Origin of the sequence: Paenibacillus sp. FSL R5-0887, assembly GCF_038002305.1 — a bacterium.
GTDB classification, from domain to species: Bacteria; Bacillota; Bacilli; order Paenibacillales; family Paenibacillaceae; genus Paenibacillus_AQ; species Paenibacillus_AQ odorifer.
On record NZ_JBBOCE010000002.1, the window covers coordinates 1,920,291 to 1,947,063 of the forward strand.

Sequence of the window (26,773 nt, forward strand, 5' to 3'; positions counted from 1 at the left end):
AAATGATACGGTCCAATTTTGTGAAAATATGAACATAGTATGAAATACAGTGTCAATTGTCTGTAAAAATACGTCAATATTAATATATATGTAAAAATATGGACTGAAGTTTGCGGGGGTATTTGCTCCTTATCCTTCATCTATTTTGCGCAAAACAAAAAAAATAAGACCGAGAAAAATTCCCCAGTCTTACTTTTAATGAACGGACACAAAGGTATTAAATTTTAAGTATTTATAGTGGAAGCGCATATGGGAGAATTCAAATGGCGTGCCATTATCTAAAAAGAAAATCCCTTCCATAATGCTTACTGGCTCATTTGCCTGCAAATGCAGCAGCTCTTGATCCGTAGCCTCAGAGGGTTCTGCGGATATCGATAAAAAGGATTTGGTTACCGCCAGATTTCGTGAATCCTCCAAATAATTAAAGATAGATCCTTCAATAATGGTCTGATTTAAATTCTGCACGATTTTGATTGGGATATAACCCGTTTCAATCATAAAGGGTTCATCATCAAAAAGACGTAAGCGAATGATTTTGTAAACAAAATCATGAGGGCCTAAAAACAGATCCCGCTGTAGTTCTTCCGTTGGTGGAATGACCTCAAATTTCAAAACTTTAATCTTTGGCTTCTTCCCATTCATTTGAAAATTGTCGGTGACACCTAAATTAGAGCCTTCGTAGTTAAAAATAGATTCATTTTTTATGTATAAAGGATTTATAAATGTCCCTGAGCCACGCTTTTTAAAAATAATGCCGGCATTTGCCATTTTAGTCAGAGCACTTTTAATAGAACTACGACTCACTTGATAAGTTTCACTAAGCGTTCGTTCATCCGGTAATTTCATATCGGGAAACTGCCCAGCAAAAATTTTCATTTTTAAGTCATCAATAATTTGTTTGTAGACAAACTGTGTCATGAAGTACTCCTTTTCAGGTCGATACAAGTTTTATTTCAATCTTTACTATAACATAATAACCAGACGTTTATAATCTATCCGGCCAGCTTATTTACGTCGGCGATTTGTCATGCGATTGTACATCACTAAACCGGCAATGACCATGCCCAGCGTCCCCATACTACTTGCTGATTCAGCCTGCATACCAAACAAAATGCACAGGTTAGTGACCAAGCTTTTTGTAAGTACAGCAACAATAATTAACATCAACGGGCGCCAAATGTTGTATCTTCTCATCCAGGCAACACTCCTAATCCAATTTTCTCAAACTATTGATCGATTTCATCTATTATATCACAAGATAGTAACCGCATTCATTTCCTATAACCGTAAAGAAATCGAAGCCGATCAGCATTTTTTACTTCCCTCTATCTTTTTCTGTATTCTAGCCTAGCGAACGTGACGTCTATGCGTCATATTCGCTTTCAATTCCTCAGCTTCTCCTATCCGTCAATTACGCCTTTATTCGACTTTTGGTCTGGACTTATCCTTTTTCACGGATTATAATAACGAATGCACACCAAAAGACGAACATTAAGGCGGAATTCATGAGAAATTATATGCAAATATTCCTAGGCACTTCATTTTCTAGCCTATCTCCAAAAGAAATTCAAATTTTAAAGGATCATCTCTTCTGTATCAATTCGGATGGGATGATAGAAATGATCGTTGCACCGGAGCACGCCGACTATCAACCCTTGCTTGATGCTTATCAAGGTCAGGACAATTTTCATGTATTAGCCGAGGGCCAGTATTTTTTGCCCGGCTTTATCGATCTGCATGTCCACGCGCCACAATGGGCTCAATCTGGAACTGCATTAGATATCCCGCTCTATGATTGGCTAAATACTTATACCTTCCCACTGGAGTCTAAATTTTCGGACCTGGCTTTTGCAAAAAAAGTCTACGATGACGTGGTTGGTACTTTGCTCGCAAACGGAACCACTACAGCACTTTATTTTGCAACGGTGCATAAAGAGGCCAGTCTATTATTGGCTAAAATATGTGCGGAAAAAGGACAACGTGGACTCGTTGGAAAAGTGGTTATGGACGATCCGCAGGGAAATCCTGAGAATTACCGCGACTCCGACACCCACACCGCACTAGTGGATACGGAAGAATTTATACTAGCTGTACAAGAACTCGCTAAATCTACTAAACAAGGCGTTTATCCAGTAGTGACACCAAGGTTCATTCCAAGCTGCACTAATGAGGCTTTACAAGGCTTGGGAGAACTTGCCGCTAAATATGATACGTATGTGCAATCGCACTGTAGTGAAAGTGATTGGGCGCACGGTTATGTGCAAGAACGATTCCAAAAGAACGATGCTTTTGCCTTGCATGATTTTGGTCTGCTCAGTGATAAATCTGTCATGGCTCATTGTAATTTTTTAGATGAAAATGATGTGAATTTGTTTGCAGAGACAGGAACAGCTATTGCGCATTGTCCGATATCCAATGCGTATTTTGCCAATAGTGTCATTCCGATCGCTGACTTCCATGCCAAAGGCGTTGAGATTGGTTTAGGCTCTGATATTTCCGGAGGTTTTTCACCTAGTCTCTTCGATAACATTAGACAAGCCGTAATGTCTTCAAGAATGCTGGAGGATGGTGTGAATCCCTCACTTTCTGCACAAAACCGCGGAGTACCGGGATCACGAATTACGATCCATGAATCCTTTTATCTTGCTACCGCTGGCGGCGGAGAAAGCTTAAGCTTACCTATCGGCCGGTTACTAGAAGGTTATGCATGGGATGTTCAAATAATCGATACGAAAGTACCCTCGGCGAAATTGCCCGTCTTTGATGAGAATGAAGATTTGCAAGATATTTTTCAAAAGATAATGTATCTGGCTAGACCTGAAAATATCCGTGAAGTCTGGGTACAGGGTGAAAAAGTTCATTCGCGTTAAAGATTAATTAAACTAGAAAACTTAAGGTGGGCATCGGAGTGAAAACACAAGTAAACGTACAAGAGCAAGCACATTTGGAATCACAGCTACTAACTGTCCTACCCGATGAAAAAGTTTCATTTAGTAAATCCGTCATTCTCGGCTTTCAACATGTATTGGCTATGGATGTCTATGTAGTGCCATTCCTTATTGCGATGTTAATCGGCTTACAGCCCAATCAGTCCAGCGCGTTAATCCAATCCACCTTTATTGCCGCAGGACTTGCAACGATTGTGCAAACCTATTTCTGTATGAAGCTGCCTATCGCTCAAGGTCCTTCTTATGTTCCACTGGGTGCGATCGTCAGTATTTATGCAGCTAGTGGTGGCGGGGAGCTCGGTTGGAGCTCCGTGTTAGGTGCCAGCTTAATCGGGGCCATCCTGGTTATTATTTTGGGTTATGCGGGGATTTTTAATAAAATCGTTAAAAACTTTATCCCGCCTATCGTAGGTGGCACAATCATTTTCATTGTAGGTCTATCTTTATTGCCTGTTGCGATCAGAGATAATATCTACGGAGCCTCCGGGGCTTCAATTAATCAAAATGTATTATTAGCCCTTATTTCAGGTGCTACACTGCTTATTTTTGTGGTTCTCGGTACTTTGTTCCGTAATAAAGGATCTGTCTTCCGAATTCTTTCCGTAATGATGGCGTTAGTAGTTGGATGTATTTCGGCTAATATTATGGGCGTTTTAGATTTCTCAGCGATAAGTAGTGCCAAGTGGTTTAGCATGCCGCGAATCGCTTTTGTTGATTTCGGCTTTTCCTTCAATTTTTCAGCTATTATCACCATGGTTATTATTTATATCGTGCTGCTGGCTGAAACAACAGGCACCTGGTTTGCGGTCAGCAATGTAATCAATAAACCTTTGACAGACAAAAATATTAACCGCGGCGTAATTGGAGAAGGAATTGGCTGTCTTATTGCTTCTGTGCTCGGTTCGACTCCTGTTACAGGTTATTCAACTAATGCAGGGATCATCTCCATTACAGGTGTTGCCAGCCGCCGGGTTTTTCTCGCTGTAGGAGGATGGTTTGTCCTCTTTGGTTGTTCCGGTAAACTCGCCGCTTTGATCTCTTCCATTCCATCCGCTGTAATCGGCGGCGTCTTCGCCATCATCTGCGGCATCATCGCAATTAATGGTGTGCAAGTAATGAAAAATGTAACCATCGGCGAAAAAGAAATGTACATTATTGCCTTACCAATGATCATCACCTTGGCTTTGGTACTCATTCCTGGTGACTACTTGAACTCTTTGCCTACATTCGTACAGTATTTATTAGGCTCACCTATCCTAGCTGCTTCATTGGCAGCAATCTTATTGAATAAATTATTACCTAGTGGAAAATAGAACATAAAAAGGAGCAGCCTCTTATTGATCCTTTTTTATCCCCGCGAATAAGCCGAGCTTTGTATGCTACCTTCTGGAATTCCTTAAACAAAAGACACCCATCGAGGTGTCTTTTGTTTAAGGACATGATTATTTTTTACTTGAGTTCATCCATAAAACCGCCTTACCATATGACCTCACAATTTTAATACAAATATCCATATGTCCCTTGATTATATTTAATAAACTAGGATTCCTCCAAAATAACGGAGACTATCAACGCATTGAATTATTCCCTGAAATATATTATGATACGTTTAAACAATTAAACATTATAACGGAGGGAGTTATGAACGAATCTAGTAGTAATCAGAAGGCGATTCATATTTTCGAGAATTTAAGCCCCTATTTCCAAGGCTTGGGGGATCCTATTCGTCAGCAAATCATTGCATTGCTGATCGACAAAGAGAGTATGAATGTGAGCCAAATTGCAGAGCATATCCCCATGTCCCGGCCTACAGTCTCTCATCATCTGAAAATATTACGGCAAGCAGGGCTGCTTAAGGTTCAGAAGAAGGGCACGGAAATGTTCTACAGACTTGAGTTTGACGAAGCGATAGCGCTTATGAAACAACTTGTCCATTTCGTTGAAGAGGAATGCCAGTGCTAATTAATGCCATTAACCTGACTAGCACTTGTCATTCCTATTTTTTTAAGCAATACGTTAAATAACTTAAACATATAAACATTTAAATGGAGGTTGCAGATATGCATAGGAAAAAGGTACTTATTGTAGGAGGATACGGTGCCGTCGGCAGACAAATTGCTCAAATATTACACGATCGACATCCCGATCTCGAGATTATATTGGGAGGAAGGTCACCGCAAAAAGCAGCACCTTTTGAGTCCACACGGGTACAAACAGTCGTAGTTGATAATAATGCGGATGATCCACTGCTTTATGCAGGCGATAATGTATCGCTAATCATCAATTCCGTCAACGATCTGCAGGATCGGCTACTTATGTCTGCAGTTAGAAGAAAAATCCCACTGATCGATCTTACTCGCTGGACAGAGATATTCCAACAATCAATCACAAAGTTAGAAAAAGCAGACCTCTATGCTCCTATCGTGCTTTCTTCGGGATGGATGGCGGGAACTGCTTCGCTGTTCGCCATGCTGCACTCGGCCACGTTTCAAAACGTCGCCGTTGATATTCACGCGTTGTACTCTCTACGTGACAAAGCAGGACCCGACTCCGCGGCGTACATGGATCGTATGACCATTCCATTCCATATTACAGAACGGGGGGGAAAACGTCTTGTATTTCCAATGACTGACCCCATCAAAGTCCAATTTCCAGATGGATATACAGCAAAATGCTATCGGCTTGACACCCCAGATCATGTCACCTTGCCAACAGCTGAGCATATCGACTCCGCCAGCTTCCGCATCTCCTTCGACAGCAAAGCCTCCACCTCCATCCTTGTCGGACTAGTTAACAGCGGAATATGGAAGATGATCAGCGGGGACCGATTCCGTTCGCTTAGACGAAGACTGCTCTACAATCCTGGTACTGGCAGCGCACATCATATCCTTATTCATCTAAAGGGCCTGGATCATAATGGGCACTGGGTTGAACGGACAATAGCGATTTCTGACCCGCTTGGTCAGACTCATCTTACCGCTTTGGGAGCTGCTGTCCAAGCAGAAAAGCTATTGCGGATATCAAAGGAAGAACCATTGGTCCCAGGCATTTATTATCCAGAAGATCTACCTGATGAACGGATGGACATCTCTGAAATCACCAACTTTTTTAAACAATATGGGGTTCTTATATCTCACTAATAGCACTTCACATATACCGAGCATTCTGTCTACTACAATTAAGCGCACAGACAGTAAAGAACCCGCTAATATAGCGGGTTCTTTACAATAGAGATGAGACGGAGCTAGGTAAGTTCACAAAAAGATAAAATCTTTGATTCGTGCTAAACCCTGTCCCCTGCCTATTTCCACCCTTAAAGGCGTTTGACTAGACCAGGCTAAAGTCCCTGAATATATTGTTATTATTTATCCTATTCAAGGGCTTTTATTAAATGGTGGGGGTGATCATTCTGGCTATCCGTTACAGCATCATAATTCCAACCTATAACCGACTTCAGCAGCTGCTACTTACACTCACTTCATTCGAGACACAGACCTATCCGAAGGATCGGTTCGAGGTAATCATCGCAGATGACGGTTCTACAGATGGTACTAAGGAAATGGTCGAAAGCTTTCAAACTTCTTATCCGCTTATTTATGTCGCTCAGCAGGAACAACGCGGCCGTTCTGCCGTAAGAAATTTGGGGCTGAGTCAGGCAAAAGGGAAATACGTCATCTTCTGCGATGCTGATTTTCTGGTATTCCCTGAATTCATTAGGATCGTAAACCAGTATCACCGTAAATATCCTAAGTCGATAATTTCAGGTATTCCACACTCATGGGATGACGCTTATACCCACTACTACCCAGACTTTTCTCCTGAAGAAAAAGAACATTGCCGTAATACACTTTCGCCTTCTAACTTATGGAATCCTGACTTCGAATCAGCGACTGAAATCATCCCAATAATCACACCCAATGATATCCTTCAGCAGACGGAGACGTTATCAAAAGTCACCTTTGCCTCAAGAGTTCCTCCAAATACTAAAAAGCAATTTGCCAGCACAGATGTAGCCCCTTGGATGTTACTCGTCACACGTTGTGTGTCCATAAGACGCAGCCAATTAACTCGGGCTGGAGGTTTTAATGAACAGTTTATCCTCTATGGACTCGAAGATTGGGATCTTGGGTATCGACTGCATCGATTAAAAATCCCTTTTCACAGCATCAAAGAAGTTGTCGGCGTTCACCAAGAACATCCAACCCACTTCAGAGGAAATCTCATAAATATTGAGAATCTAAAAATCATGTTCAAAAGCTACGGGTTCAATGACTCCTCCCTAAATCTGTTCGCCCTTGTTCCTCCAAACGAAGACCTGGAGAAATACAAACATACTATACGGGTCTTGCGCAGAGGATACCGAACGAAGTCAACACGTTCATCAGCAATATTAATGAGAAGGACGTTACGGATTGCCGCCAAACAGCTCTATGAACCCAATGATACCGCCGTATACCAAGAGTCGTTAAGACGGATAAGTGTAAAAGTAAAGAGAAGAAAAAGCCGGGTTGCCCGTGTTTTGCGAGAGATTTTGGTGAAGGCTGAAAAGCTGGGAGAATAATACCTAAAAATACATTAAACCGGGCATCAAATGATGTCCGGTTTTTACTTATTTTCTCAATTTATTAGGTAGCGGAATATGCCTAATCGACTCAATGGGGTGATAGAGCAGCATCCACGGACCAGAAAAACGCATAACCCCTTTAATTCTTTGGCGATAATCCGGTTTGTAACAATGAACAGGACATTTGGCACAAGCTGTTTTCTCTTCACCAAACTTACAATAGGCTAACCTCTTCAGCGCATACTCGTTTAATTCCTGACATTCCTCACAAAAGCCTTTATGATGATGTTTTTTCTTACAATATATACGAATCATTTTGGTAACAAGCTCTTGTTCTTTTAGAATTTTAGGACCCTCATTTAACTGCCGGTTTACCTTTGTTATCATATATGAACCCCCTTGTAACTTGTACAATAAGATCTCATGTAATTATAAAGGGTAAACCAACTGTGAAACTAGCCTTAACGCTAAACCTCCTTAATTCCCTCACATACCGGGGTTGAAAGCGATTATTATAAATCAAATTTATTTAAAAAAACTTGTAACGTTTATAGCTTTTTACGGATATATAACTTGAGGAGGTGAATGGATGCAGGACAACGAGCAATTATACAGGGAATATTCAACCCAAGTATATAAATTCGTATTTAGCTTTTGTCATAATCACTTGCTGGCAGAAGAAATCACCCAAGAAACTTTTTATAGAGCTATAAAATCGATAGATAAATACGATGGAACCTGCAAAGTATACGTTTGGCTTTGTCAAATTGCTAAACATGTGTGGTATCAGGAGCTGGACAAGCAGCGCAAGCGGAAGTCTGAGGAATTAGAAGACGCTCCTTTGGCTAACGCAAATTCAACAGAATCCCAGTTCATTTTTGCTCAGGACAAAATGGATTTATTTAAACAACTTCATTTACTTGATCCAAACACCAAAGAAGTATTATATCTGCGTTTGACCGGAGAATTCAGTTTTCGGGAAATTGGCGAAATTCTTGGCAGAGATGAGACCTGGGCAAGAGTTACCTTTTACCGTGGAAAACAAAAATTAATGAAAGGAAGATCTTCATGAAATGCGAGATCATTCAGGATTTATTACCTTCCTATATTGAAAAGCTAACCTCTGTACATAGTAACGAAGAAATCGAAAAACACCTGCAATCCTGTGAAAGCTGCCTTCAATCCTATAATGAAATGACCGCCACAGCAAATCTAAGTGTGCCTATTATTGATAAAGAGGAAGTTAACAAACTCAATTATTTTAAAAAAGTGAAAAAAAAGAATATAAAAACTCTCATTTTTTCCGTCTTATCGGTACTCATACTGGCTACAGCCCTTATTGGACTTTTTGTTATCGGTTTCCCTGTATCCTCTAAAGATGTAGTCATAGATTATCAGAAGACAAAGGATCGTTTGGAAGTTCATCTAACTTTGGAAAATGGCAAGGACCTCGTGTTCTCAGGAAAAACCAAATTTATCCGCGATGAGAATAATAATGTAATCGGTTCTGAAACTAGGTATACGCCTAGAGGTTTACTTCATAATCCCTTTGATGATGTAGGCAAAAAAGTTATGTTGGGGACGGAGATTCATACCGATCTAGATTTTCCAAACAAGTTTATTCTTGAATTCAAAGATAAAACTATGACGTTTGTTAATGGTGTTTTAGTGGAGTAGACATTGCCGCTAAAATAAAAAAAGACACCTTTTAAGGTGTCTTTCGCTTTACACCCTACTAAAAAAGTTAGCATTTTTGTTCGTTTTTTCGCTAAAATATAGGGTTATCGATTTACTAAAAGTATCTTATAATAAAATTACACATGGATATTTCACCTCTTTGTGAACGCGCGTTTATAGATCGGCCCATTAACCACTTAATAGGAGGAATGGTCATGCAATATGGTTATTTTGATGAAAAAAACAAGGAATACCTCATTACCAAGCCGAATACGCCTGCCCCTTGGGCGAATTACCTCGGCTCGCCGGAATACGGTGCAATCATCTCAGGTAACGCAGGCGGCTATAGCTTTGTAAAGTCTGGCGCAAATGGGCGGCATATCCGCTACCACTTCAACTCTAAGGACGAGCCCGGACGCTATATTTACGTGAGAGATTTGGAGAACGGGGATTATTGGTCCGGCTCTTGGCAGCCAGTGGGTAAAGATCTGGAGCAATATAAGTCGGTATGCCATCATGGAACCGGATACACGAACATTGTCTCGGACTACGATAACATCCATACAGAATCATTATATTATGTACCACTGAACAAAACCTATGAGGTGTGGCGCATGAAGGTGCGCAATGATGGCTCCAAAGCACGCAAGCTGGCTCTCTTCGGATTTGTTGAATTAACCAACAATAACAACTATGAGCAGGATACCGTCAACCTTCAGTACACTCTGTTTATTTCACGGACCTACTATAAAAATAATATGATCCTTCAAGTCATCAATGAAAACACCCCCGAAGAACAAACCTGGAGATTCTTCGGGGCTGCAGGTGCAGAAGTTACCGCTTATGACGGTGACCGGGATACGTTCCTAGGCGATTACCGCAGTTATGGCAATCCGGCCTCTGTTGAGAACGGCCAATGCTCCAATTCATTAAACTACAATACTAACTCCTGCGGGGCCCTGCAGATTAACGTAGATTTGCAGCCGGGAGAAGAGAAAGAAATCGTATTTCTACTGGGACAGTATGATGAGAAAGGCGCTTCCGAAATTCTCAGCCATTATAAGGACTTGTCCGTGGTAGATAAAGAACTCGAAGAGTTAAAAGCATTCTGGCACAGCAAACTTAACCGCTTCCAGGTTCAGACACCAAGCGATAACCTGAACAACATGATCAACACTTGGAATGCATATCAATGCTTTATCACTTTCATCTGGTCACGTGCAGCCTCCTTCCAATACTCCGGTCTTCGTAATGGACTCGGATATCGGGATACCGTGCAGGATATTCAAGGCATCATTCATCTGGATCATGAGATGGCCCTTGAACGTCTAAGACTGATGATATCCGCCCAGGTTTCCAACGGCGGTGGACTTCCGTTGGTGAAATTTGACCACAATCCTGGGCATGAGGGCACACCGGATGATCCAGAATACGTGCGGGAAACCGGTCACCCCCATTATCGGGCTGATGACGCTTTATGGCTGTTCCCCACCGTCATTAAATACTTGAATGAAAGTGGCAACTGGGATTTCACAGATGAAATAATCCCTTATTCGGATAAAGGCGAGGGCACAGTGTACGAGCATTTGCGCCAGGCACTTCAGTTCAGTCTGGATCGTATGGGCGCACACGGCATGCCGGTTGGGCTTCATGCCGACTGGAACGATTGCCTACGGCTTGGAGCCAAGGGTGAGTCGTTGTTCGTCGCATTCCAGCTGTATATGGCATTCAAGGTATTCATGGAAATCGCACAAAATAAGAACAAGCCTGAAGATATTCAATGGGCGCAGGGCCTGCTTGATGAGCTGGACGATAACATTCAAAAACACGCTTGGGAGAACGATCAATTCGTCCGCGGATTTACCGAAGACAACTATACCATCGGCTCCTGGGAAAATGATGAAGCCAAGATCTGGCTCAATCCGCAAAGCTGGGCCGTATTAAGCGGTGCAGCCCGCCCGGATCAGGCGAAGCTCGCCATGGACAAAGTGTATGAGAATCTGCGGACCGATTACGGCACTATGTTATTCTACCCTCCGTTCCGTGAATACGGTTTGCCAGTAGCGTTGATGGCTCTTTTCAACGCCTCAACTAAGGAAAACGGCGGCATCTTCAGCCAGCCGCAGGGATGGCTCATTCTGGCGGAAACCATGATCGGCAACGGTGGGCGCGCGTTCGAATACTTCCTGAATTGCAGTCCGGCCAGCATGAACGATAAGGCTGAAATCCGTAAACTCGAGCCTTATGTACATGGCCAGTTTGTCGAGTCCAAGGACAGCCCATATCAAGGCCGGGCGCATGTCCACTGGCTGACCGGCACCGCTTCAACCGTGATGGTCTCCTTGGTGGAAGGCATTATGGGGGTTCAACCGCAATTTGATGGCCTTCGCCTCAACCCGTGTGTTCCTTCCGGCTGGACAGACTTTTCCATGGTCCGGGAATTCCGTGGGAAGAAGCTGAACATCCAGGTGGAGAACAAGAAGGGTGTACAAAAAGGGGTTACCCATATCGTTATTAACGGTGAAGAAATTCAAGGCAACCTGATCCCGGTGGCCAAAATGGCGTCAGAAAACAACGTGCTCGTTATTATGGGTTAAGGCGTATTTATGAGGAATAGATAGGAGGACGGACCGATAAGGTGCGTCCTCCTGTTTTTACAATTAGAACGAGGCTTGTACACTTGCCTTCCGGCTCTATGACCGCGATTGAGCTGGATACAATTGACGAAAAAAAGACTGCCGGGACCTTCCCGACAGCCTGAACTCATTCTCATAATTGGCAAACCAAGTTTCTTCGCCTGTAACAATCCTCTACAACCTCGGGTCGATCTCTTTCTCTTTCGTTACCTCGAATAACAGGTTTGCTGCAATTTGCTTGTAGTCCTCGTTGTCAGACGAGATCTCATCCAGCTTCACTTCTAGCATTTGTCTGCCCAGCCGGTGTTCGATTAAGGACGTCCGAAGCTTAGGAGCGATATTCTTCTGTTTCATCAGCTTGGCATACTTATGTGGAAACTTGTAGTCGTACCCGTAGATGATCGACAGGTAGCCCGGATTGCGGACCTTCATGTATGGGACTACCCCCTGCTGTTCTTGCTCCGGTTTGATTACAATTCCCTCCATATGTTTCTCTACCGTTATCTTTGCGAAATACTCCTCTGCTCTGATGTAGGCATCAGGCTCTTTCAAGTCCAAAACCAGAGATTCATCATCATTTAAGAACCTGTATAATTCGGAGGTTTTACCGTCAGGTACCCGTTCAGCACCATTCTCCAGTACTTCCTTCAGGATTGCAAAAGGTTTGTACGCTAATTCTGCAGCACCCGCATACAACTCCAGTTGCTGCTTGTATACTCTGTAAGCTTCCTTACGCTGGTCAAGATCTGCATACGATTCTCTTATGTCACGGACATACTTAAAAGTCTGGTAAACATGAGGCCCATAGTTGTTGTTAAGCGCCTCTTTCGACATATGGTGCTGGTCTTGTTCAAACCCGCTTGCTTCAAAATCCTGTATCAGTTTACCCAGTGACTCCTCAAATCCATATTGTCTTAAGAAATCCAGCTCTGTCTCCAGCGCCTTGCTAATCGGCCGGAACTGACGCTCAATTAACCCATCCCCCAGCGCTTTCCAAGGCAGCAGCTCGCCATCCAGTAAAAGCACACGGATCCCCTGCTCAGCCATATAGGTTCCGAATCTATGCAGCAGTTGTTCGTAGATAGGCGTCAGATCGACCGCCTTAACCTTGTAGCCGTTCCGGCTAATTGCGTAACACTGCTCTATATCCCGGTAAAGGTACACACTACAGCGTGATCCCATATATTTAGGTTGCAGGACGACTTCAGATATACGACGCTCGGAAAAATAATCCAACCCTTTTCGCAGAGACTCAAGCTCACCGGCAGCCATATCCTTATCCGCAGGTGACATCGTCCCGGAGATGAAGTTGACCCGGTTCTGCGAGGAATACTGCAGTCTGCGCACAGACTCGTAATCAAGCTCTAACAAGGATACGGTTTGCTTTTCCCGGAACAGGATAGGTAGCTCTTCGTGCACCGTAGTCACATGCGATTTTTGACTTTTATAGAAAGGTTTAAACGACATGCGAACAGAAGTTAGTTCATTACCCTGCGCACTCCCTGTGTCGAGGTGGAGTTTGTTTTTGATCCGAAAAGTCTGCTTGGCTGCAATATGTCCGAAGAGATGAAAGGGGTGATTACTCACAGCCTCTTGCTTTAGGAAATCAAGCTGTTCCTCAAAGGAAACCTCACGATCCAGCCGAAAGTTACGCTGATGGCGTAGTGAATTCGTATCCAGCTTACCAATGTACTTATTACGGCAAGGAGCATGAGTAACATAAAAAGAAGGACCTTGCATACCTATATAGCGGTAAAAGGGCTGAGATTGCTCCACTAAAGCCGAAAATTTACTAAAAAGCGCGGTATCCTCCTTAAGCACTTGGGTGGAATCAAAGTACGTTCTTAGCAGTTCCGGATCGGTTCCTTGAATCTCACCCTTTACGTACTTGTATACAAAGTTCTCGTGATTGCCCATAACAAATAGGAAATGCTCGCGGTTATCAAATAAGAACTCAATCGTCTCCCGTGTCTTTTTGCCCTTATCAATCCAGTCACCAGCAAGAATGACTCGTGTGTTACTGAGCTTATCTGTTGCACTTAACTTACCTTCGTGCACCCTGTAGCCGTAATTACGTAATAGTCCCTGAAGCTCTTCGACGCACTCATGAACATCCCCAACCACAATATACTCTTGTGCTTGTAGAAGTACCGTAGATGCGTAAGTATCCCAATCCTGTATAATCACCCGGTAGTCCGGGTTAGGTATCCCTTCACCCTCGAGAATAAAATCTTTAGCACGCACTTTATGAATCTTGTTGTAACCTTCCCGTGACAGAACAGGCAGGACTTCTTTTCTCAGCCGGTTTAAATGATTGGAGATCAGCTTCTTCGAGCGCTCCGAGACGTAGTAATCCTCCCGTTTACGGTAATCAAACAGAATAACCTCCAGATTGTAATTATTTTGCCCGGCGATCTCACGGACTTTACTACGGTAATCTTCGGATAGCCCAATGGTATCCATCACCACAAACTCCGCATTAATTGGAAAAGAAGTGACTAGCTTCAATCTCTCAAACAATAATTGAAAGGTATGCGAACTGGCCTCCAGCATAACCTGATCATACTTATCATAGTCGTAGCCCAATATCTCCTGGCGGATACTATCCGAGGATAAGTACTGCACATTCGTACGTAACCCTTTAGAAGCATCCTCTAGTTTTAACTGCGGGATCAGAACTTCTTTAGCAAAAGTTGACTTCCCGCATTCCGTTGCTCCTACAAGCAGAAATATGGTGTGTACACGTGTTTGAATTTCCATTGCCTATTCCTCCTTTCTTCGCACAATAGCGCATTGCGTCGTACGGATCTCGCCAACCCGGTCACCAACCATCAAATATTCAACCTCGACTGCTAAACCTTGAACCGTATCCAAAACCCATTGCCCGAACGCTTCCTGTCCCATTTCCCACTTGTGATCTTCATGCCGGAATCCTTCCAGCTCATAGTAACGATTGAAATCAGCATTCGGTGTCGTCACAATAAGCTGTTGAAAATTCACATTACCGATTATTTGCTGAATAAGCTCTGCCGCTTCACCCTCACTCATGTGCTCTACAACTTCTGTTAGAATCACATCAACCTGCTCCCCATTGTACGACTCCAGAAAATGGTCCAGTGAGCCAAAGGTTGCAATGTTATCAATGTCCTTAGCTTTCGCTTTCCGATTCACAACCTCCAGCAACGCCTCGGCTATATCTACCGCATAATAGGTGCTCTCTATTTTTCCGGCAAACGGAATTGCATAGAAACCTTCTCCGCAGCCGATGTCCAGAATCGGCTTATTGAATGGAAGCACACTCGAAATAAAATTACGCCGCTGCATCGCAGTACCGCCATACTCCAGCCCAATAGAATACTGGTCTGTTTGTTCGATGGAGGCTTTATATCGCTTGAACCGTTCCTTAGAGGTAAGGAAATTCCTTGCAAATAGACTTCTTATATAAAAAGGTGCATCAATGACGTTAAGGCTGCGGATATATTTATCCAAAATAGCATCCGAAATATCTATGTACTCATCCCCAAATATGGATAAGAACAAGGACAGCACACCAACAACATGTAAGAGGTGATACAAGCTTTTATGTGTGGTAATCGTCAGGGAATAGCTCTTATGTGCCTGATGCTGCAAGGAGAAGGTATATCCCTTTAAATGCTTTTGGAAAAATTCAACATAGTGTATCCGCTCAACCTGAACCATATTGATGAAAAAAGAATGCTCATATCCTTCCGCATCCCGTTCATCCTGGGCTTTGAAGGGTGTAGAGAAAAACTCATTGACCGCATTAAGCGGAAATAGAGGTGTATTAAACCGGGATACATTTAAATACTCAAAGCTCTCGCTTCCATTCTGCTTGTAGGATATATCGTTATCTGCGTCCTTAAAATAAACGTTATAAGTTGCCTCATCAGAATACCATCCATAAGCCAATCCCTGACGAACCGGACGAAGCTGCATACCTGTCACTGGATTTTTTTTAATTAAAAAAGTGAATTTTGGATTCGTAGATTTCAGTTGTACAATAGCCACTACCATCTTCCTCCTATCAATCTTTCTATAGGGCCCGTCCCCATACTTCCTGTAAAGCTTCTCGAAATAGAGCATCCAGCTGATGATCTCTGTTGTTCTCCTTAGCATTCAAGGACGCCGCCACCTTATCCAACACTTGGAACTGTTCTTCTAAATAATCGTTAATCGCGGTTAGCTGCGGCTCGTAGTCTAGTTCCTCACCGGATTTTTTTCGTGCCAGCAATTGCTGAATCACCTGCCACAGCTCTTCATCCTGCGGAATAAGCCGATCTACCAGTACATCGAACTCCATCGGCGGCATCTCTCCATATCGTTGAGTCCATTCACAGGCTAGAACGGGACGAAGTACATAAAAGTACTTTTTGATCTTGACCTGTTCGCCTTGCAAATAATCACGGTAGTTCCCTCTTGCCATGTTTAAGTAATGGTACATACAAGACTTCGGCGAAAATGTGTACGGGGAAATGCTTCTAAGCTTCTCTGCTGTACTGTACTTTTCTGCATATTGAATGGGTGATTGCAGCCACTCCAGCAGCGGTGGATTAGACTTCCGAAATAAATTCAGTGCTTTCCGCAAATCCCAGCCATTGATATCAAGCATATTGTTAATAGGACGCTCGATCACATCCCGCTTATCAAAAATAGATAGATACCATTCCGGTTTATGTAGATAAATAAATCTCACATCATAATCGCTGTCCTGCGATGGGAATCCCCACGCCCGGCTGCCTGATTCGCAGGCATACAATATTGTAACTTGCTCCTCCTGTTCAATCTGTTCCAGCTGCTCACGGATAAGCTTGTTTATAGGATCCATCTTCATCCCTCCAGATCGGTTACTTCCCTATTCTCTACCCTTGTTACTATTCGAACGCCTCATCAGAATTGCTTTGGCTTCATGGATCTATCTTCGCTCATCTTCCCTGTAACGAACAGGGCGGAAGTATGGCGGCGGCCAAAAACACTTCCATTTTATTCAACTCTGGTGCTTAATATAATGAGTACTACTATTTCTTATGGATTCGCTACAGGCTGGAGGGATACAAATGGCCCGGGAAAGTTTTGACAAGGAGATTCAATTTCTTCGCATGCTCTCTTTAGCGGGGGGAGCTTACAGCAGACAACAATTCGCCGATCGTCTCGGCATTTCTGTACATACCTATGACAAAACGCTGCGCAACCTGAAGGGCATGGTAACCGTCTTACAACAGGATCTGCCTACAGAACAAGGAACAGAACTCTCTGAGTGGCTCCGCTATAACTACTATGAATCTGCCGACCCGCTGCTCCTGTTCTTGTTCCGGGCGAAGTCGCTTAAGGAAACGGAGAGCATCCGGCTTACACTACTATTAACTGCGCTCCAGACTCAGGAGCTAACGGCTAAAGATCTACAGGATGTGTGCAGTGAGCAAATGCCAACCGATTATCCAATGCCCGATGAGAAAACCATCCGTGGAGATCTGAAATACCTTGAGGAAGTTGGCGTTATTCTTCGTGTAAACGAAGGTCGGCCTTATCGATACAAGGCTGCTAACGATCTGATTGATCAATTATCCGGCGATCAGCTCTTGGATCTTTACGACTATGTTGATGTCATCGCCAACACGCAGACTCCGTCTGTGCAAGGTTACCTGCTGCGCGACACCTTAAAAAAGGTCCTGCGGAAGCGGGGTTATACCCTCGAAGCTACGGAAACCCATAGATACAAATATAATTATCATTCACGTATTCTTGATGAGGCACACCTATATACGATATTTGCAGCCATTCAGCAGCGAAAAAAAATCAAGTTTCTATATCTATCCCCTAAAAAGGGCAAAAACTACGCCTCTCAGAATACCAATCCTCTCTTTGAGCGGGAAACAAGGGGCGTCACAGAAACTGTTCTTCCGCTCCGCGTCATCTATGACCATCAATATGGGCGCTGGTATTTAATCGGACATAATTCACGTATGGGCATCATGAAATTCCGAATGGAGGGCCTCACTCAAATTGAGGAGGGCAACACTGTGGAAGAAGCAGAGTTTGCTCAGAAACTCAGCAATCTGGAAGAACAGATGACAACCAGCTGGGTTATAGATACCACCCGTGCAATTAAAGTGGTGGCGAGATTTTATAACCCCAATCGCCCAGGTGTTAATTTTATTCGGGAGCGGGTTGAAGCGCAGGGACAGTGGGGAGAAATTACGGAAGAGTCCGATTCTACATTCCTTTATGAGATCATAGTGAATGGTATTTATGAAATTAAGCCGTGGTTACGAAGCTTTGGCTCGAGCTGCGAGGTATTAGAACCCCCTTGGCTGCGTAAGCAATTTATCGCGGAGTGGAAGGAGATTCACAGCTATTATGAATCCATTTGAGAAAATATTTAACTTCCAAATCATTTCACGCCTCGACGAAGTGGGTTCATTAGCGCTGACCTCCCAGGAACGTTCCTGGCTGAAAACCATGTTAATGCACCCGGCCTCAGAAGCAGCTTTTACACTGGATACCTTAAGTAAATTGAACGCCATATTGGAGGCAGAAGCGTCCACAGAAGTGCGGCAAATTATTATGGAGAAAGCTAAAAGCAAAGAGCGGCAGGTCTATCATCCAATGCTTCGTACACTCCGCCGTATAATCATGCAGAATCAAGCGATCCTTATTACTTTCCATATTAAGCATGGAGGCCAACGAACTGACCAAGCCGGGTTCCCTCACAAGCTGGAATACAACATGTATAAGCGGGAGTGGTATCTGCAATGGTACAGCACCCGGCAACGTTCTCTTATGTCCACTAAACTAAAAAACATTATTTCTGTTGAAGTAGCTCCCTTCCCTGCCAAACGGATTAATGATTTAAAAGCAAGGATAATGCGATTATTAGAGGATCAGAAGGAATGTGCATGTATTCAAGTCATCCCCACCTTTAATGCTGAGCTATCACGAATTCTGTACGCCTTTTCCTGTTTTGATAAATCCGTGTCCTTTGATGAAAATTCGGGTATCTATCGAATCAAAGTCATCTACATGAGAGACGATAGCGAATTCCTATTGTCCAAAATCCGTTTTCTTGGCCTCCGCGTAAAAATCGTCGAGGGTGAGCATCTTAAGCGGCGCATGCTGAAATCCGCAGCTATGGCGATTGACCGGTATGGGGAATAACCGAGAATTAGTATAAGCTGGTCAACTATCCTGAAGTGCTGAAACGTGCTTATATAGTAAAGTAAAGGACACGGTTAAGGTGTCTTTTACTTACTTACAGCAGCTTTCTTAAAAACTCAGAGTTAGTGAGGGGATTAGAAGTGGGAAAGAGAGTTATAGTGAAAATTTCAGAATTGACCAAAAAACATAAGATTTCCCTACGAGAATTATCCAGAATATCCGATGTCCGACATGCCGCATTAAGTGAGTTAGCTAATGGAAAAAGGGAGAATATTAACTTTAGTCATATAGGCAAAATTGCAGAAGCTTTAAATATTGAGGATATTCGTGAGATTATTGATTTGGTTGATGATAAAGATTAATCAAATCAACACAAAATTAATAGTTTTTGAATCGACAATAACTCAAGTAATAAGATCATAAGAAAAAGCAAAGAAAAGCGCCCCCTACAGGTCGCTTTTCTGCTTTTCTGATACTCCATATTAAAGTAGAGGCAGCCATTCCCCTATTCCAGCTTCATATAGTATAGATTCGCCGTACTATCTTTTGTAATGGTATGTGCACCTGCGGCTAGAGAGACAGTGGCAATGCCATTGGTTATAGGATAACTTGTTCCATCCACTTTGATTTTCGTTCCCTCTGTGTTGAACACTAGGGTTAACGTTGAAGCTTTAGCAGCAGTGAATTGAATGCTGGTTGCACTCTCGATTTTTAGACATTGGGTTAGGGTTAAACCCTGATAGGCCACAGTTCCCTTACTTGTTGAGAGATTGCCTTGAATATTGAAGAAGCTGCTTGTTGTTCCATCCGTAGTAAAGTTGTGAACGGTTGCTCCCGCTGTCGGCACTGGCGTTGTTGTCGGTGCTGGAGTCGCCGTTGGTACAGGAGTTGCTGTTGGAGCTGGGGTCGCTGTTGGCACAGGAGTTACTGTTGGCGTAGGTGTTACTGATGGAGTCGGAGTCGGATTCGTTGGGTTTGAATTCCCCCCTACAGAGACAAGTCCCGTTGTGTAGCTTCTGATTGCAGACATCAGCGCTGTATTAAGCGCATACGAAACGTCATCCACTGAATCATTAAATTCCCATGTGAAGTCTCCGCCATTCAGACGGCCGGCTTTTGCCATAACAATCTGTTCAACATTGCTTACGTTATCAATATTAGATACGTTCACTCCTGTATTTACGCTCGTGTCGAAGTTGTTATAGGCTGTTCCGCCTTTTAATGCTTTGTATGAGCTTGGGACGGTTTCATTTCTTGACGAAGCTAAGTAAGCATCAAATGAGGTAACATTAGCAGGAGCTGTCCCTGTGTTTGAATTCGCATAGATGAGACTTGAAGCCTCTACAATAAGATTGTTATAGGCTTTAATCACACCTCCATTTTCGCCTGAGAACGTGCCCTCCCCTAAAGCATCTGTACCTTGTAAGGAGATCATCATTGGAAACTTAGCATGTCTAAAATAATTAGATTCTACAAAAGCTGAAGCACCTGTAGTAACACCCACACCGTATTTGGAGATACCATCGAAAAAGTTGTTATAGATATGGACGGATGCCACTCTAATCCGCGGATGACGGGAGTCCGAATGGTCAAACCAGTTGTGGTGGAAGGTAACAAAAAATTCAGCCGGCTCACTCAAACCAACTAACGAAGATTTTCCGGAATCCCAGTAATGGTTGTAAGAGATTGTAATATAGTTGGATCCATTTTTAAGGTCTGTGGAACCGTCGCCCTTGGCTTGGTCTGCATCGCCTCCAGCAGCTCCATAAAAAATATCATTATTATGCACCCAGACATTCATATTGCCAGAATCCATTGAAATGCCATCGTCGGGGAATAACATTACACCCAGGTTTCTTACTTCCACATTACCTACATATCTTAGAAGCATTCCCCATCCGTATGCGTAAGCATCATTTCCGATACCTTCAATAGTAATATTCATTTCCGAATAATTGTTTTTACCTTTGACTTCAAGATACCCACTGCTGTTAAGCTGTCCACTCAGATCAGCAGCTGTAACTTTTCCGATAATTCGAATCGCAAGTGGAGTTGTATCATAGCCTTTTTGTCTCAGTGCCAGAATACCGCCCAGGCCAACCCCTGTTTGTACAGCGCCGGAGCTGTTGATTTTCACACCAAGGGTTACGGTTTGCGCAGTCTGAGATGTTATATACAGCACTTGAGCACCATTCTTGAGGGTTCCATTCTCATTATAAGCCCCTGATCCCGTACCATATTGCGAGCTAGTCGAAAAAGCAAATCCTGAGCGGTCATATGACGTTACGGATAGTGGATTTGAAACCGCACTTACCGTCCCCCCCCCTGACAAGGTAGCTTCAACTTTCATCACATAATTTCCGGCTGCAAGCCCTACAGCATCGGCTCTCCAGTAGGAAGGATATTTGCGGATTAACTCATTATTAATTTGTTGATACCCAGAATCCGCTGCACTTGCCAATTTAACATAAACGTTATACCCTGTCGCATTGCTTACAGGTGACCATTCCACATATGCCGTTTCATTCCAGCCTCCACTGCCTGTTACCGCAAGACCAGCAGCATGCACCACCGTATTTGTCCATCCACCTACTATTAAAGAAAGAGCAAGAGAAAACAACACAACAATACTGGTTACCTTTGCAACTCTTTTTTTCATTTTATTTCCTCCCGATTTTAAATTTGTTGCAGATATCCTTGTAACCGCTTGCAAAAAAATGAAGTTTCTCTTTTCACCTCCTAAATATTTAGAAAGAGATCCTGCATCTAGCCCCTGTATCCCTTCGAAAATAATACAAATTCTGGAACCAGAACACGTTCAACATATCAAAACTAAAAAAGGTTCCGAAACAATCATTTACTCATATCTCCCCTATCTAACCGTGTTCTGAGCTAATGATTATAGGACAGCGAATGGATTGTGATCATACAACACGAATAGCCACACAGTAGCCAGCACATAATAAAATTCACAACCATTAGGTAAACAAGGAGGAATTTTCAATTGAGCGCAAATAAACCAGACAAGAATCTGATCAACACTGTAAAAGATTTGGAAGCCACGCCCGTAAACAGCCTGGAAGCCCAACAGCAACAACAAGCCCGTAATGATCGCCGCAAGCAATCTCAGCATGACAGCGACGGAAAATTCACGGAAAATGAAACCGGGAACTTTCATTAAAGTCGGGGATAATGTTGGCATCTTCTTTTCAAGCTGCAATAACGTAAAAAGACACCCTTCAAGGTGTCTTTTCTTTTACTACCTATGGAGCCGCATCATAATGTATTTTCCTCTGATCAATACGTATCAACTGCTCATCCTGTAATCCAAGCAATGATTTTGTCACGGTCTCACGCGCCGTTCCTGTCATATCCGCCAGGTGTTGATGCGTTAATTTCAAATCGATTAGAACACCTTTATCAGAGGGCACTCCGTGCTGTTCTGTTAGACGCAACAACACGTGAGCAACTCCAGATAGAACCAGATAGTGCTCCTCTCCCTCTTCACCCTCAAAAAAGATGGACTCTCCTTTTATATAAGTACGCTCGCCACATACCTTAGCAATTTCAGCTAATTATTCATCATCAAGATGTTCAAAGAACGGAAAATCCCGTAACAGTTGGGTTTGTGATTGAGTATGTTTCACAAATTTTCCAAATGCACCATCGTAAGATGGAAGGTTTTGGTTGCTGAGAACAAGAATAAAGTTAAGATTCTAAAATTCAAGAAGTGAGTTGATGAACATGAGTGATAAGATGGTGGCTGTTTTAAGAAGACAGTTTGATCCAACCGTAGAAATGTTGAAGAATCTTATCGAAGTATGTCCTGATCATTTTTGGAAGAATGCCAAGCATAAATACTGGAAGCATATATTCCACGCTACAACCAGCATGAAATTTTGGTTTAGGCAGCAGAAGGATGAAGAATTCACGATACCTGACTTCGGTAAAGATATAACAGAAGACTTAGATAAGGAGTGCTCTGACTACCCTACTAAGGAGGAAATGACGACGTACCTAGAGGAGATATTGAGTGTGGCTCGTAATTTTTTTGCTGAACTTACTGACGGCAGATTATTGGAACCATGTGTACTATACGAAGAAATAACTAAAACTGATGTTATCCTCATGCAGATAAGGCATGTTCAACATCATATAGGTTATTGCAACAGCATATTGAATTCGAATCACCTACAAACAGCAAAGTGGCTATGATAAAATGAGTGACCGAAATCAGCTTCTTTACCCGAGGAGTGTTATTTAGTATGGTTTATGAATTTGATAGTGAGATAAGGCTGCTGGAATGTAAAATGAAATGGAAAGTAGTCTATTTCCCCTATTCAGTAAGGGAGATATTCAATACTAATGGTAAAGTACCTATTCAAATCTCTGTTGACGGGCACGAATTTGACCATACTTTATTGCCGTCAAAGAATGGGCATTATTTTGTTTATAACGAATTTATTCGAAGAGCAGTACAAAAAGAGCTCGGTGATACATTACATATAATACTTAAGAAATGTGAGGAAAATCGTAAACTGATTGTGCCTGATTACATTACTACAAACCTTGAAGAGTACCACATGCTGAATACATTTCTAAACCAGCCTGATTACATTAAACGAGAGCAGATTAATTATATTGAGCTTGCTAAAAAGGAAGATACAAAAAATAGACGAATACTAACTCTAATTGATAAACTTAAGGATTAATAAAGGGACGACAATAAAGTTGAGGTAAAATAAAGACATCAGAGTTAAGCAACGAATAAAATGAGCACAAAACTTTAAAAAATCACAAAAAAAGCGATGAGAAACAATCCTCATCGCTTTCACATTACTAAAACCAGACTTGTTACAGCAAACCTCTGCCATAGTAATAGATGATCGTTTAAGAGTCAGCAACCCTCTGCCCCCTTACGTGGTGCTGGCACGTCGATTAGCAAGCGCCATAGCAGCGGCGTAGCCGGAGCTCCAAGCCCATTGCAGGTTATAGCCGCCGCAATCTCCATCCACATCCATCACTTCACCTGCCAAATACAGCCCAGGGACTAACTTAGATTCTAACGTTCCTTCGGTTAGCTCCGTCGTATCGATGCCACCGGCTGTTGTTTGTGCATTCGTGAAGCTATTGGTATCGGTCACTTTAAATTCCCAATGCTTCAAGATTCGATAAAATATTTTCTTGGTTTTCCATGATAAATCCATACAAAGCAAGTGCGGCTGTTGATCAATTCCAGCCTCCTTCAGCAGAACTGGAATCAGTTTCTTGCTGACGATGCCCACAAAAGAATCGGCAACCGTCCGGTGTCCGAAGATCCCCCAGTGGATCTCCAGAAAATCAATTAACTCTTCCTCCGTCCGCTCCGGCATTAAATCAACCGACAATGTCACCGATTCTCCTATTCCGAGATTATACGCAGCCTTTCTGCTGAGCTGAAGTATAGGCGGGCCCGAGATACCATAGTCCGTAAAAAGAATCTCACCAGACTCAGTGCGGATGACTTCATTGTTTACGATAACATGGGCCTCTCCCTCAAATTTGATGCCCGATAGTTCCTTCAAATACGGATAATCCAGCTTCAATTGTACAATGCCTGGCACCGGGTTGATCAGGGTGTGCCCCAGGCGTTGGACAAGCGTATAACCGGATCCGTCCGTTCCCGTTTTGGGAGCGGTAAGGCCGCCTGCACATAGAAAAAGATAGTCGCTGGTATACACAACCTGTTCCTCTGTCTCCGTCTGGCAGGTTATCGCGAACCGCGGATGTCCCGCCGAAACGGTAACATCCAACACTTTATGTTTATAATATACGGGAACATTCCGATCCTCCAGCGCCAGCTTAAATACACCCGGCACCGAAGCCGCCTGCAGCGACATCGGATACATCCGGCCATTCTCCAAGCTTACAAAAGGAAGCCCGAGTGAGGAGAAAAATTCGATCGTTTGGCGGACACCGAATTGCCGCAATACATGTATTGGGAATCCTTCCTGATTACTGTGATACTTGCGTGATAAAGCGGCCGCTTCATCCGTACCGGTGGCGGTGGATTGGTTCGTAATGTTGCAACGCCCGTTACCCGTCGTTATTATTTTCTTCCCAAGCCGGTCATTGCTTTCAATAATTGCTGTATCAATACCTTGATCCCTCGCTGTAACTGCAGCCATTAGACCTGCAGCACCCCCACCGATAATGAACAGCTCGTGGTGCTTAGAAGTCTGATCCTTATACATGTTAATTGATGCATCCCTTTTCCTAATAAATTTATTGAATTGACTTAGCTAGCGCCATGGCGGCCACATATCCGGAACTCCAGGCCCATTGCAGGTTATAGCCGCCGAAATCTCCGTCGACATCCATCACTTCGCCAGCCAAATACAGCCCAGGCACCAGCTTGGATTCCAGCGTTCCTTCGATGAGTTCCGACGTATCAATGCCGCCGGCTGTCACTTGCGCATTCGTAAAGCCATTGGTATCCGTCACTTTAAATTCCCAACGCTTCAAGATTTGATAAAATTTCCCCTTAGTTTTCAACGACAGAGCCTGGCAAAGCAGCTGTGGTTGCTGATCTAAGCCGGTCTCCTTGAGTAGGACCGTAACAAGCTTCTTGTTAAAGATGCCAACGAGAGAATCCGCAACCGTCCGGTGTCCAAAGGTCTCCCAGAGCCTTTCTAAAAACTCAACTAACTCTTCCTCCGTGCGGCCCGGCATCAGATCAACCGACAATGTTACCTGTTCTCCTCTTGCAAGATGATACGCAGCCTTCCTGCTTAGCTGAAGAATTGGCGGGCCGGTAATACCATAATCCGTGAAGGCAATTTCACCCTGTTCACTGCAGATGACTTTACCGTTCACAATGATATGGGCTTGTCCCTGAGATTTGATAGTGGACAGTGCCCTCATATTCGGATATTGCAGCTTCAATTGCACAATGGCCGGCAAAGGCTCAATCAGGGTGTGCCCCAGACGTTCGGCAAGTGTATACCCAGGAGGTTCTTTTCCCGCATTTGGACCGGCAAGGCCACCCGCAGATAGAAGTAGATAGTCGCTAGTATAAACAACCTCCTCCTCTGTCTCCGTTTGGCATTTTATCTTGAAGCGCGGATGATTCTTCGAAACAGTAACATCCAACACTTTGTTATTGAGGTATACCGGAACATTCCGATCCTCCAGCGCAAGCTGGAAAATATCCAGCACCGCTGCTGCCTGCAGCGACATTGGATACATCAAGCCCTCCTTCAATCTTGTAAGTGGAAGCCCGAGAAAGGAGAAAAAATCTATAGTCTGACGGATGCCAAATTGCTGCAATACCGCAAGTGGAAATCCGGCCTGATTACTGTGATACTTGTGCGATAAAGCAATTGCTTCATCCGTACCCGTCGCAGTGGATTCATTCGTAATGTTACAGCGGCCATCACCTGTCATTAATATCTTCTTTCCAATCCGGTCGTTACCCTCCAGAATGGCAGTATCGATACCCATATCACGCGCAGTAACGGCGGCCATTAGTCCGGCAGCACCTGCGCCGATAATAAACAGCTTGTGGTGCATAGAAGTCTGATTCTCATACATGGTTGGTCAATGCATCCTTTATCCAATTTTTCTAAAACACAGAGTCACTTTATTAAATTATAGCATAAGTATACTGGTTTTCATTTATATCTCCCTATTAACTCTTCCTATCCTAGGTTTGCCTTTTTTATCCCTATATAGAACCTTAAATTTTCCTTCACACCTTCTTCACTGCAATCTTTAATTCCACATACGAAAGATAC

At 43.2% G+C, this 26,773-nt stretch carries 24 protein-coding genes; 14 read left to right on the forward strand and 10 right to left on the reverse strand.

The annotated features are described in order from the left end of the window. Positions 1-195: 195 nt before the first annotated feature. Together MKY14_RS26305 and MKY14_RS26310 are read right to left on the reverse strand one after the other, a co-directional pair. Positions 196-918: a GntR family transcriptional regulator gene (locus MKY14_RS26305; protein WP_076126926.1), complete on the reverse strand. Its 723-nt coding sequence runs from the start codon at positions 916-918 to the stop codon at positions 196-198. An 87-nt stretch (positions 919-1,005) separates the two neighbouring features. Next, positions 1,006-1,194, reverse strand: coding sequence for a hypothetical protein (locus MKY14_RS26310; protein WP_036687195.1), 189 nt, complete (start codon positions 1,192-1,194; stop codon positions 1,006-1,008). Between the two features lie 311 nt (positions 1,195-1,505). On the opposite strand from MKY14_RS26310, the gene guaD reads away from it, so the two are divergent. From guaD to MKY14_RS26335, 5 genes are all read left to right on the forward strand, one after another. Then, positions 1,506-2,870: a guanine deaminase gene (guaD, locus tag MKY14_RS26315; RefSeq protein WP_076279934.1), complete on the forward strand. Its 1,365-nt coding sequence runs from the start codon at positions 1,506-1,508 to the stop codon at positions 2,868-2,870. Between the two features lie 38 nt (positions 2,871-2,908). Then, positions 2,909-4,261, forward strand: coding sequence for a uracil-xanthine permease family protein (locus tag MKY14_RS26320; RefSeq protein ID WP_076126923.1), 1,353 nt, complete (start codon positions 2,909-2,911; stop codon positions 4,259-4,261). A 328-nt stretch (positions 4,262-4,589) separates the two neighbouring features. Next, positions 4,590-4,910 (forward strand): ArsR/SmtB family transcription factor, encoded by a 321-nt coding sequence (locus MKY14_RS26325; protein ID WP_076279933.1) that lies wholly within the window; start codon positions 4,590-4,592, stop codon positions 4,908-4,910. Positions 4,911-5,008: 98 nt separating this feature from the next. After that, positions 5,009-6,088, forward strand: coding sequence for a saccharopine dehydrogenase (locus MKY14_RS26330; RefSeq protein WP_340977710.1), 1,080 nt, complete (start codon positions 5,009-5,011; stop codon positions 6,086-6,088). Between the two features lie 269 nt (positions 6,089-6,357). Beyond that, on the forward strand, positions 6,358-7,509 hold the full coding sequence (locus MKY14_RS26335) for a glycosyltransferase (protein WP_340978063.1): 1,152 nt from the start codon (positions 6,358-6,360) through the stop codon (positions 7,507-7,509). A gap of 48 nt (positions 7,510-7,557) precedes the next feature. On the opposite strand, the gene MKY14_RS26340 is transcribed toward MKY14_RS26335, so the two are convergent. Further along, complete coding sequence (locus MKY14_RS26340; RefSeq protein ID WP_076126918.1) at positions 7,558-7,899, reverse strand: nitrous oxide-stimulated promoter family protein; 342 nt, start codon at positions 7,897-7,899, stop codon at positions 7,558-7,560. Positions 7,900-8,101: 202 nt separating this feature from the next. Here MKY14_RS26340 and MKY14_RS26345 point away from each other — a divergent pair, with 202 nt between their 5' ends. From MKY14_RS26345 to MKY14_RS26355, 3 genes are all read left to right on the forward strand, one after another. Beyond that, a complete protein-coding gene (locus MKY14_RS26345) occupies positions 8,102-8,584 on the forward strand; it encodes an RNA polymerase sigma factor (protein ID WP_036687188.1) in 483 nt (160 codons plus the stop codon). Next, positions 8,581-9,189 (forward strand): zf-HC2 domain-containing protein, encoded by a 609-nt coding sequence (locus MKY14_RS26350; protein WP_076126916.1) that lies wholly within the window; start codon positions 8,581-8,583, stop codon positions 9,187-9,189. The genes MKY14_RS26345 and MKY14_RS26350 overlap by 4 nt, the downstream gene beginning before the upstream one ends. Positions 9,190-9,404: 215 nt before the next feature. Next, positions 9,405-11,786, forward strand: coding sequence for a GH36-type glycosyl hydrolase domain-containing protein (locus MKY14_RS26355; RefSeq protein WP_340977711.1), 2,382 nt, complete (start codon positions 9,405-9,407; stop codon positions 11,784-11,786). 213 nt (positions 11,787-11,999) lie between these two features. Here MKY14_RS26355 and MKY14_RS26360 read toward each other — a convergent pair whose 3' ends face one another. From MKY14_RS26360 to MKY14_RS26370, 3 genes are read right to left on the reverse strand one after another with little or no spacing between them, the layout of a single operon-like run. Then, on the reverse strand, positions 12,000-14,585 hold the full coding sequence (locus MKY14_RS26360; protein ID WP_340977712.1) for a metallophosphoesterase: 2,586 nt from the start codon (positions 14,583-14,585) through the stop codon (positions 12,000-12,002). A gap of 3 nt (positions 14,586-14,588) precedes the next feature. After that, positions 14,589-15,854, reverse strand: coding sequence for a class I SAM-dependent methyltransferase (locus MKY14_RS26365; RefSeq protein WP_340977713.1), 1,266 nt, complete (start codon positions 15,852-15,854; stop codon positions 14,589-14,591). A gap of 25 nt (positions 15,855-15,879) precedes the next feature. Next, positions 15,880-16,671 (reverse strand): nucleotidyltransferase domain-containing protein, encoded by a 792-nt coding sequence (locus tag MKY14_RS26370; RefSeq protein WP_076305136.1) that lies wholly within the window; start codon positions 16,669-16,671, stop codon positions 15,880-15,882. A gap of 229 nt (positions 16,672-16,900) precedes the next feature. Between MKY14_RS26370 and MKY14_RS26375 the strand changes: the two genes are divergently transcribed. The 3 genes from MKY14_RS26375 (at position 16,901) to MKY14_RS26385 (ending at position 19,360) form a co-directional block, all read left to right on the forward strand. Beyond that, the gene (locus MKY14_RS26375) at positions 16,901-18,214 is read left to right on the forward strand and encodes a helix-turn-helix transcriptional regulator (protein WP_340977714.1); all 1,314 of its coding nucleotides are present in this window, start codon (positions 16,901-16,903) and stop codon (positions 18,212-18,214) included. Continuing rightward, positions 18,201-18,998 carry a WYL domain-containing protein gene (locus MKY14_RS26380; protein ID WP_076192619.1) on the forward strand — a complete coding sequence of 266 codons (798 nt, stop codon included), beginning with the start codon at positions 18,201-18,203 and terminating at the stop codon, positions 18,996-18,998. Before MKY14_RS26375 ends, MKY14_RS26380 begins: the two co-directional genes overlap by 14 nt. A 140-nt stretch (positions 18,999-19,138) precedes the next feature. Then, complete coding sequence (locus MKY14_RS26385; protein ID WP_076126905.1) at positions 19,139-19,360, forward strand: helix-turn-helix domain-containing protein; 222 nt, start codon at positions 19,139-19,141, stop codon at positions 19,358-19,360. A gap of 143 nt (positions 19,361-19,503) precedes the next feature. Here the strand turns inward: MKY14_RS26385 and MKY14_RS26390 are convergent, their stop codons facing one another. After that, positions 19,504-21,657 (reverse strand): pectate lyase family protein, encoded by a 2,154-nt coding sequence (locus MKY14_RS26390; protein ID WP_340977716.1) that lies wholly within the window; start codon positions 21,655-21,657, stop codon positions 19,504-19,506. A 345-nt stretch (positions 21,658-22,002) separates the two neighbouring features. Here MKY14_RS26390 and MKY14_RS26395 point away from each other — a divergent pair, with 345 nt between their 5' ends. Further along, the gene (locus MKY14_RS26395; RefSeq protein ID WP_169744731.1) at positions 22,003-22,179 is read left to right on the forward strand and encodes a hypothetical protein; all 177 of its coding nucleotides are present in this window, start codon (positions 22,003-22,005) and stop codon (positions 22,177-22,179) included. An 82-nt stretch (positions 22,180-22,261) separates the two neighbouring features. Here the strand turns inward: MKY14_RS26395 and MKY14_RS26400 are convergent, their stop codons facing one another. Beyond that, positions 22,262-22,459, reverse strand: coding sequence for a helix-turn-helix domain-containing protein (locus MKY14_RS26400; RefSeq protein WP_076126901.1), 198 nt, complete (start codon positions 22,457-22,459; stop codon positions 22,262-22,264). A gap of 283 nt (positions 22,460-22,742) precedes the next feature. Here MKY14_RS26400 and MKY14_RS26405 point away from each other — a divergent pair, with 283 nt between their 5' ends. Continuing rightward, positions 22,743-23,213 (forward strand): DinB family protein, encoded by a 471-nt coding sequence (locus MKY14_RS26405; RefSeq protein WP_340394816.1) that lies wholly within the window; start codon positions 22,743-22,745, stop codon positions 23,211-23,213. A 50-nt stretch (positions 23,214-23,263) separates the two neighbouring features. After that, positions 23,264-23,710 (forward strand): YdeI/OmpD-associated family protein, encoded by a 447-nt coding sequence (locus MKY14_RS26410; protein ID WP_340977717.1) that lies wholly within the window; start codon positions 23,264-23,266, stop codon positions 23,708-23,710. A gap of 204 nt (positions 23,711-23,914) precedes the next feature. Here MKY14_RS26410 and MKY14_RS26415 read toward each other — a convergent pair whose 3' ends face one another. After that, entirely contained in the window at positions 23,915-25,231 is a 1,317-nt protein-coding gene (locus MKY14_RS26415) for a BaiN/RdsA family NAD(P)/FAD-dependent oxidoreductase (protein WP_076279924.1), read from the reverse strand. 31 nt (positions 25,232-25,262) lie between these two features. Next, complete coding sequence (locus MKY14_RS26420) at positions 25,263-26,570, reverse strand: aminoacetone oxidase family FAD-binding enzyme (protein WP_081388342.1); 1,308 nt, start codon at positions 26,568-26,570, stop codon at positions 25,263-25,265. Positions 26,571-26,773: the final 203 nt, after the last annotated feature.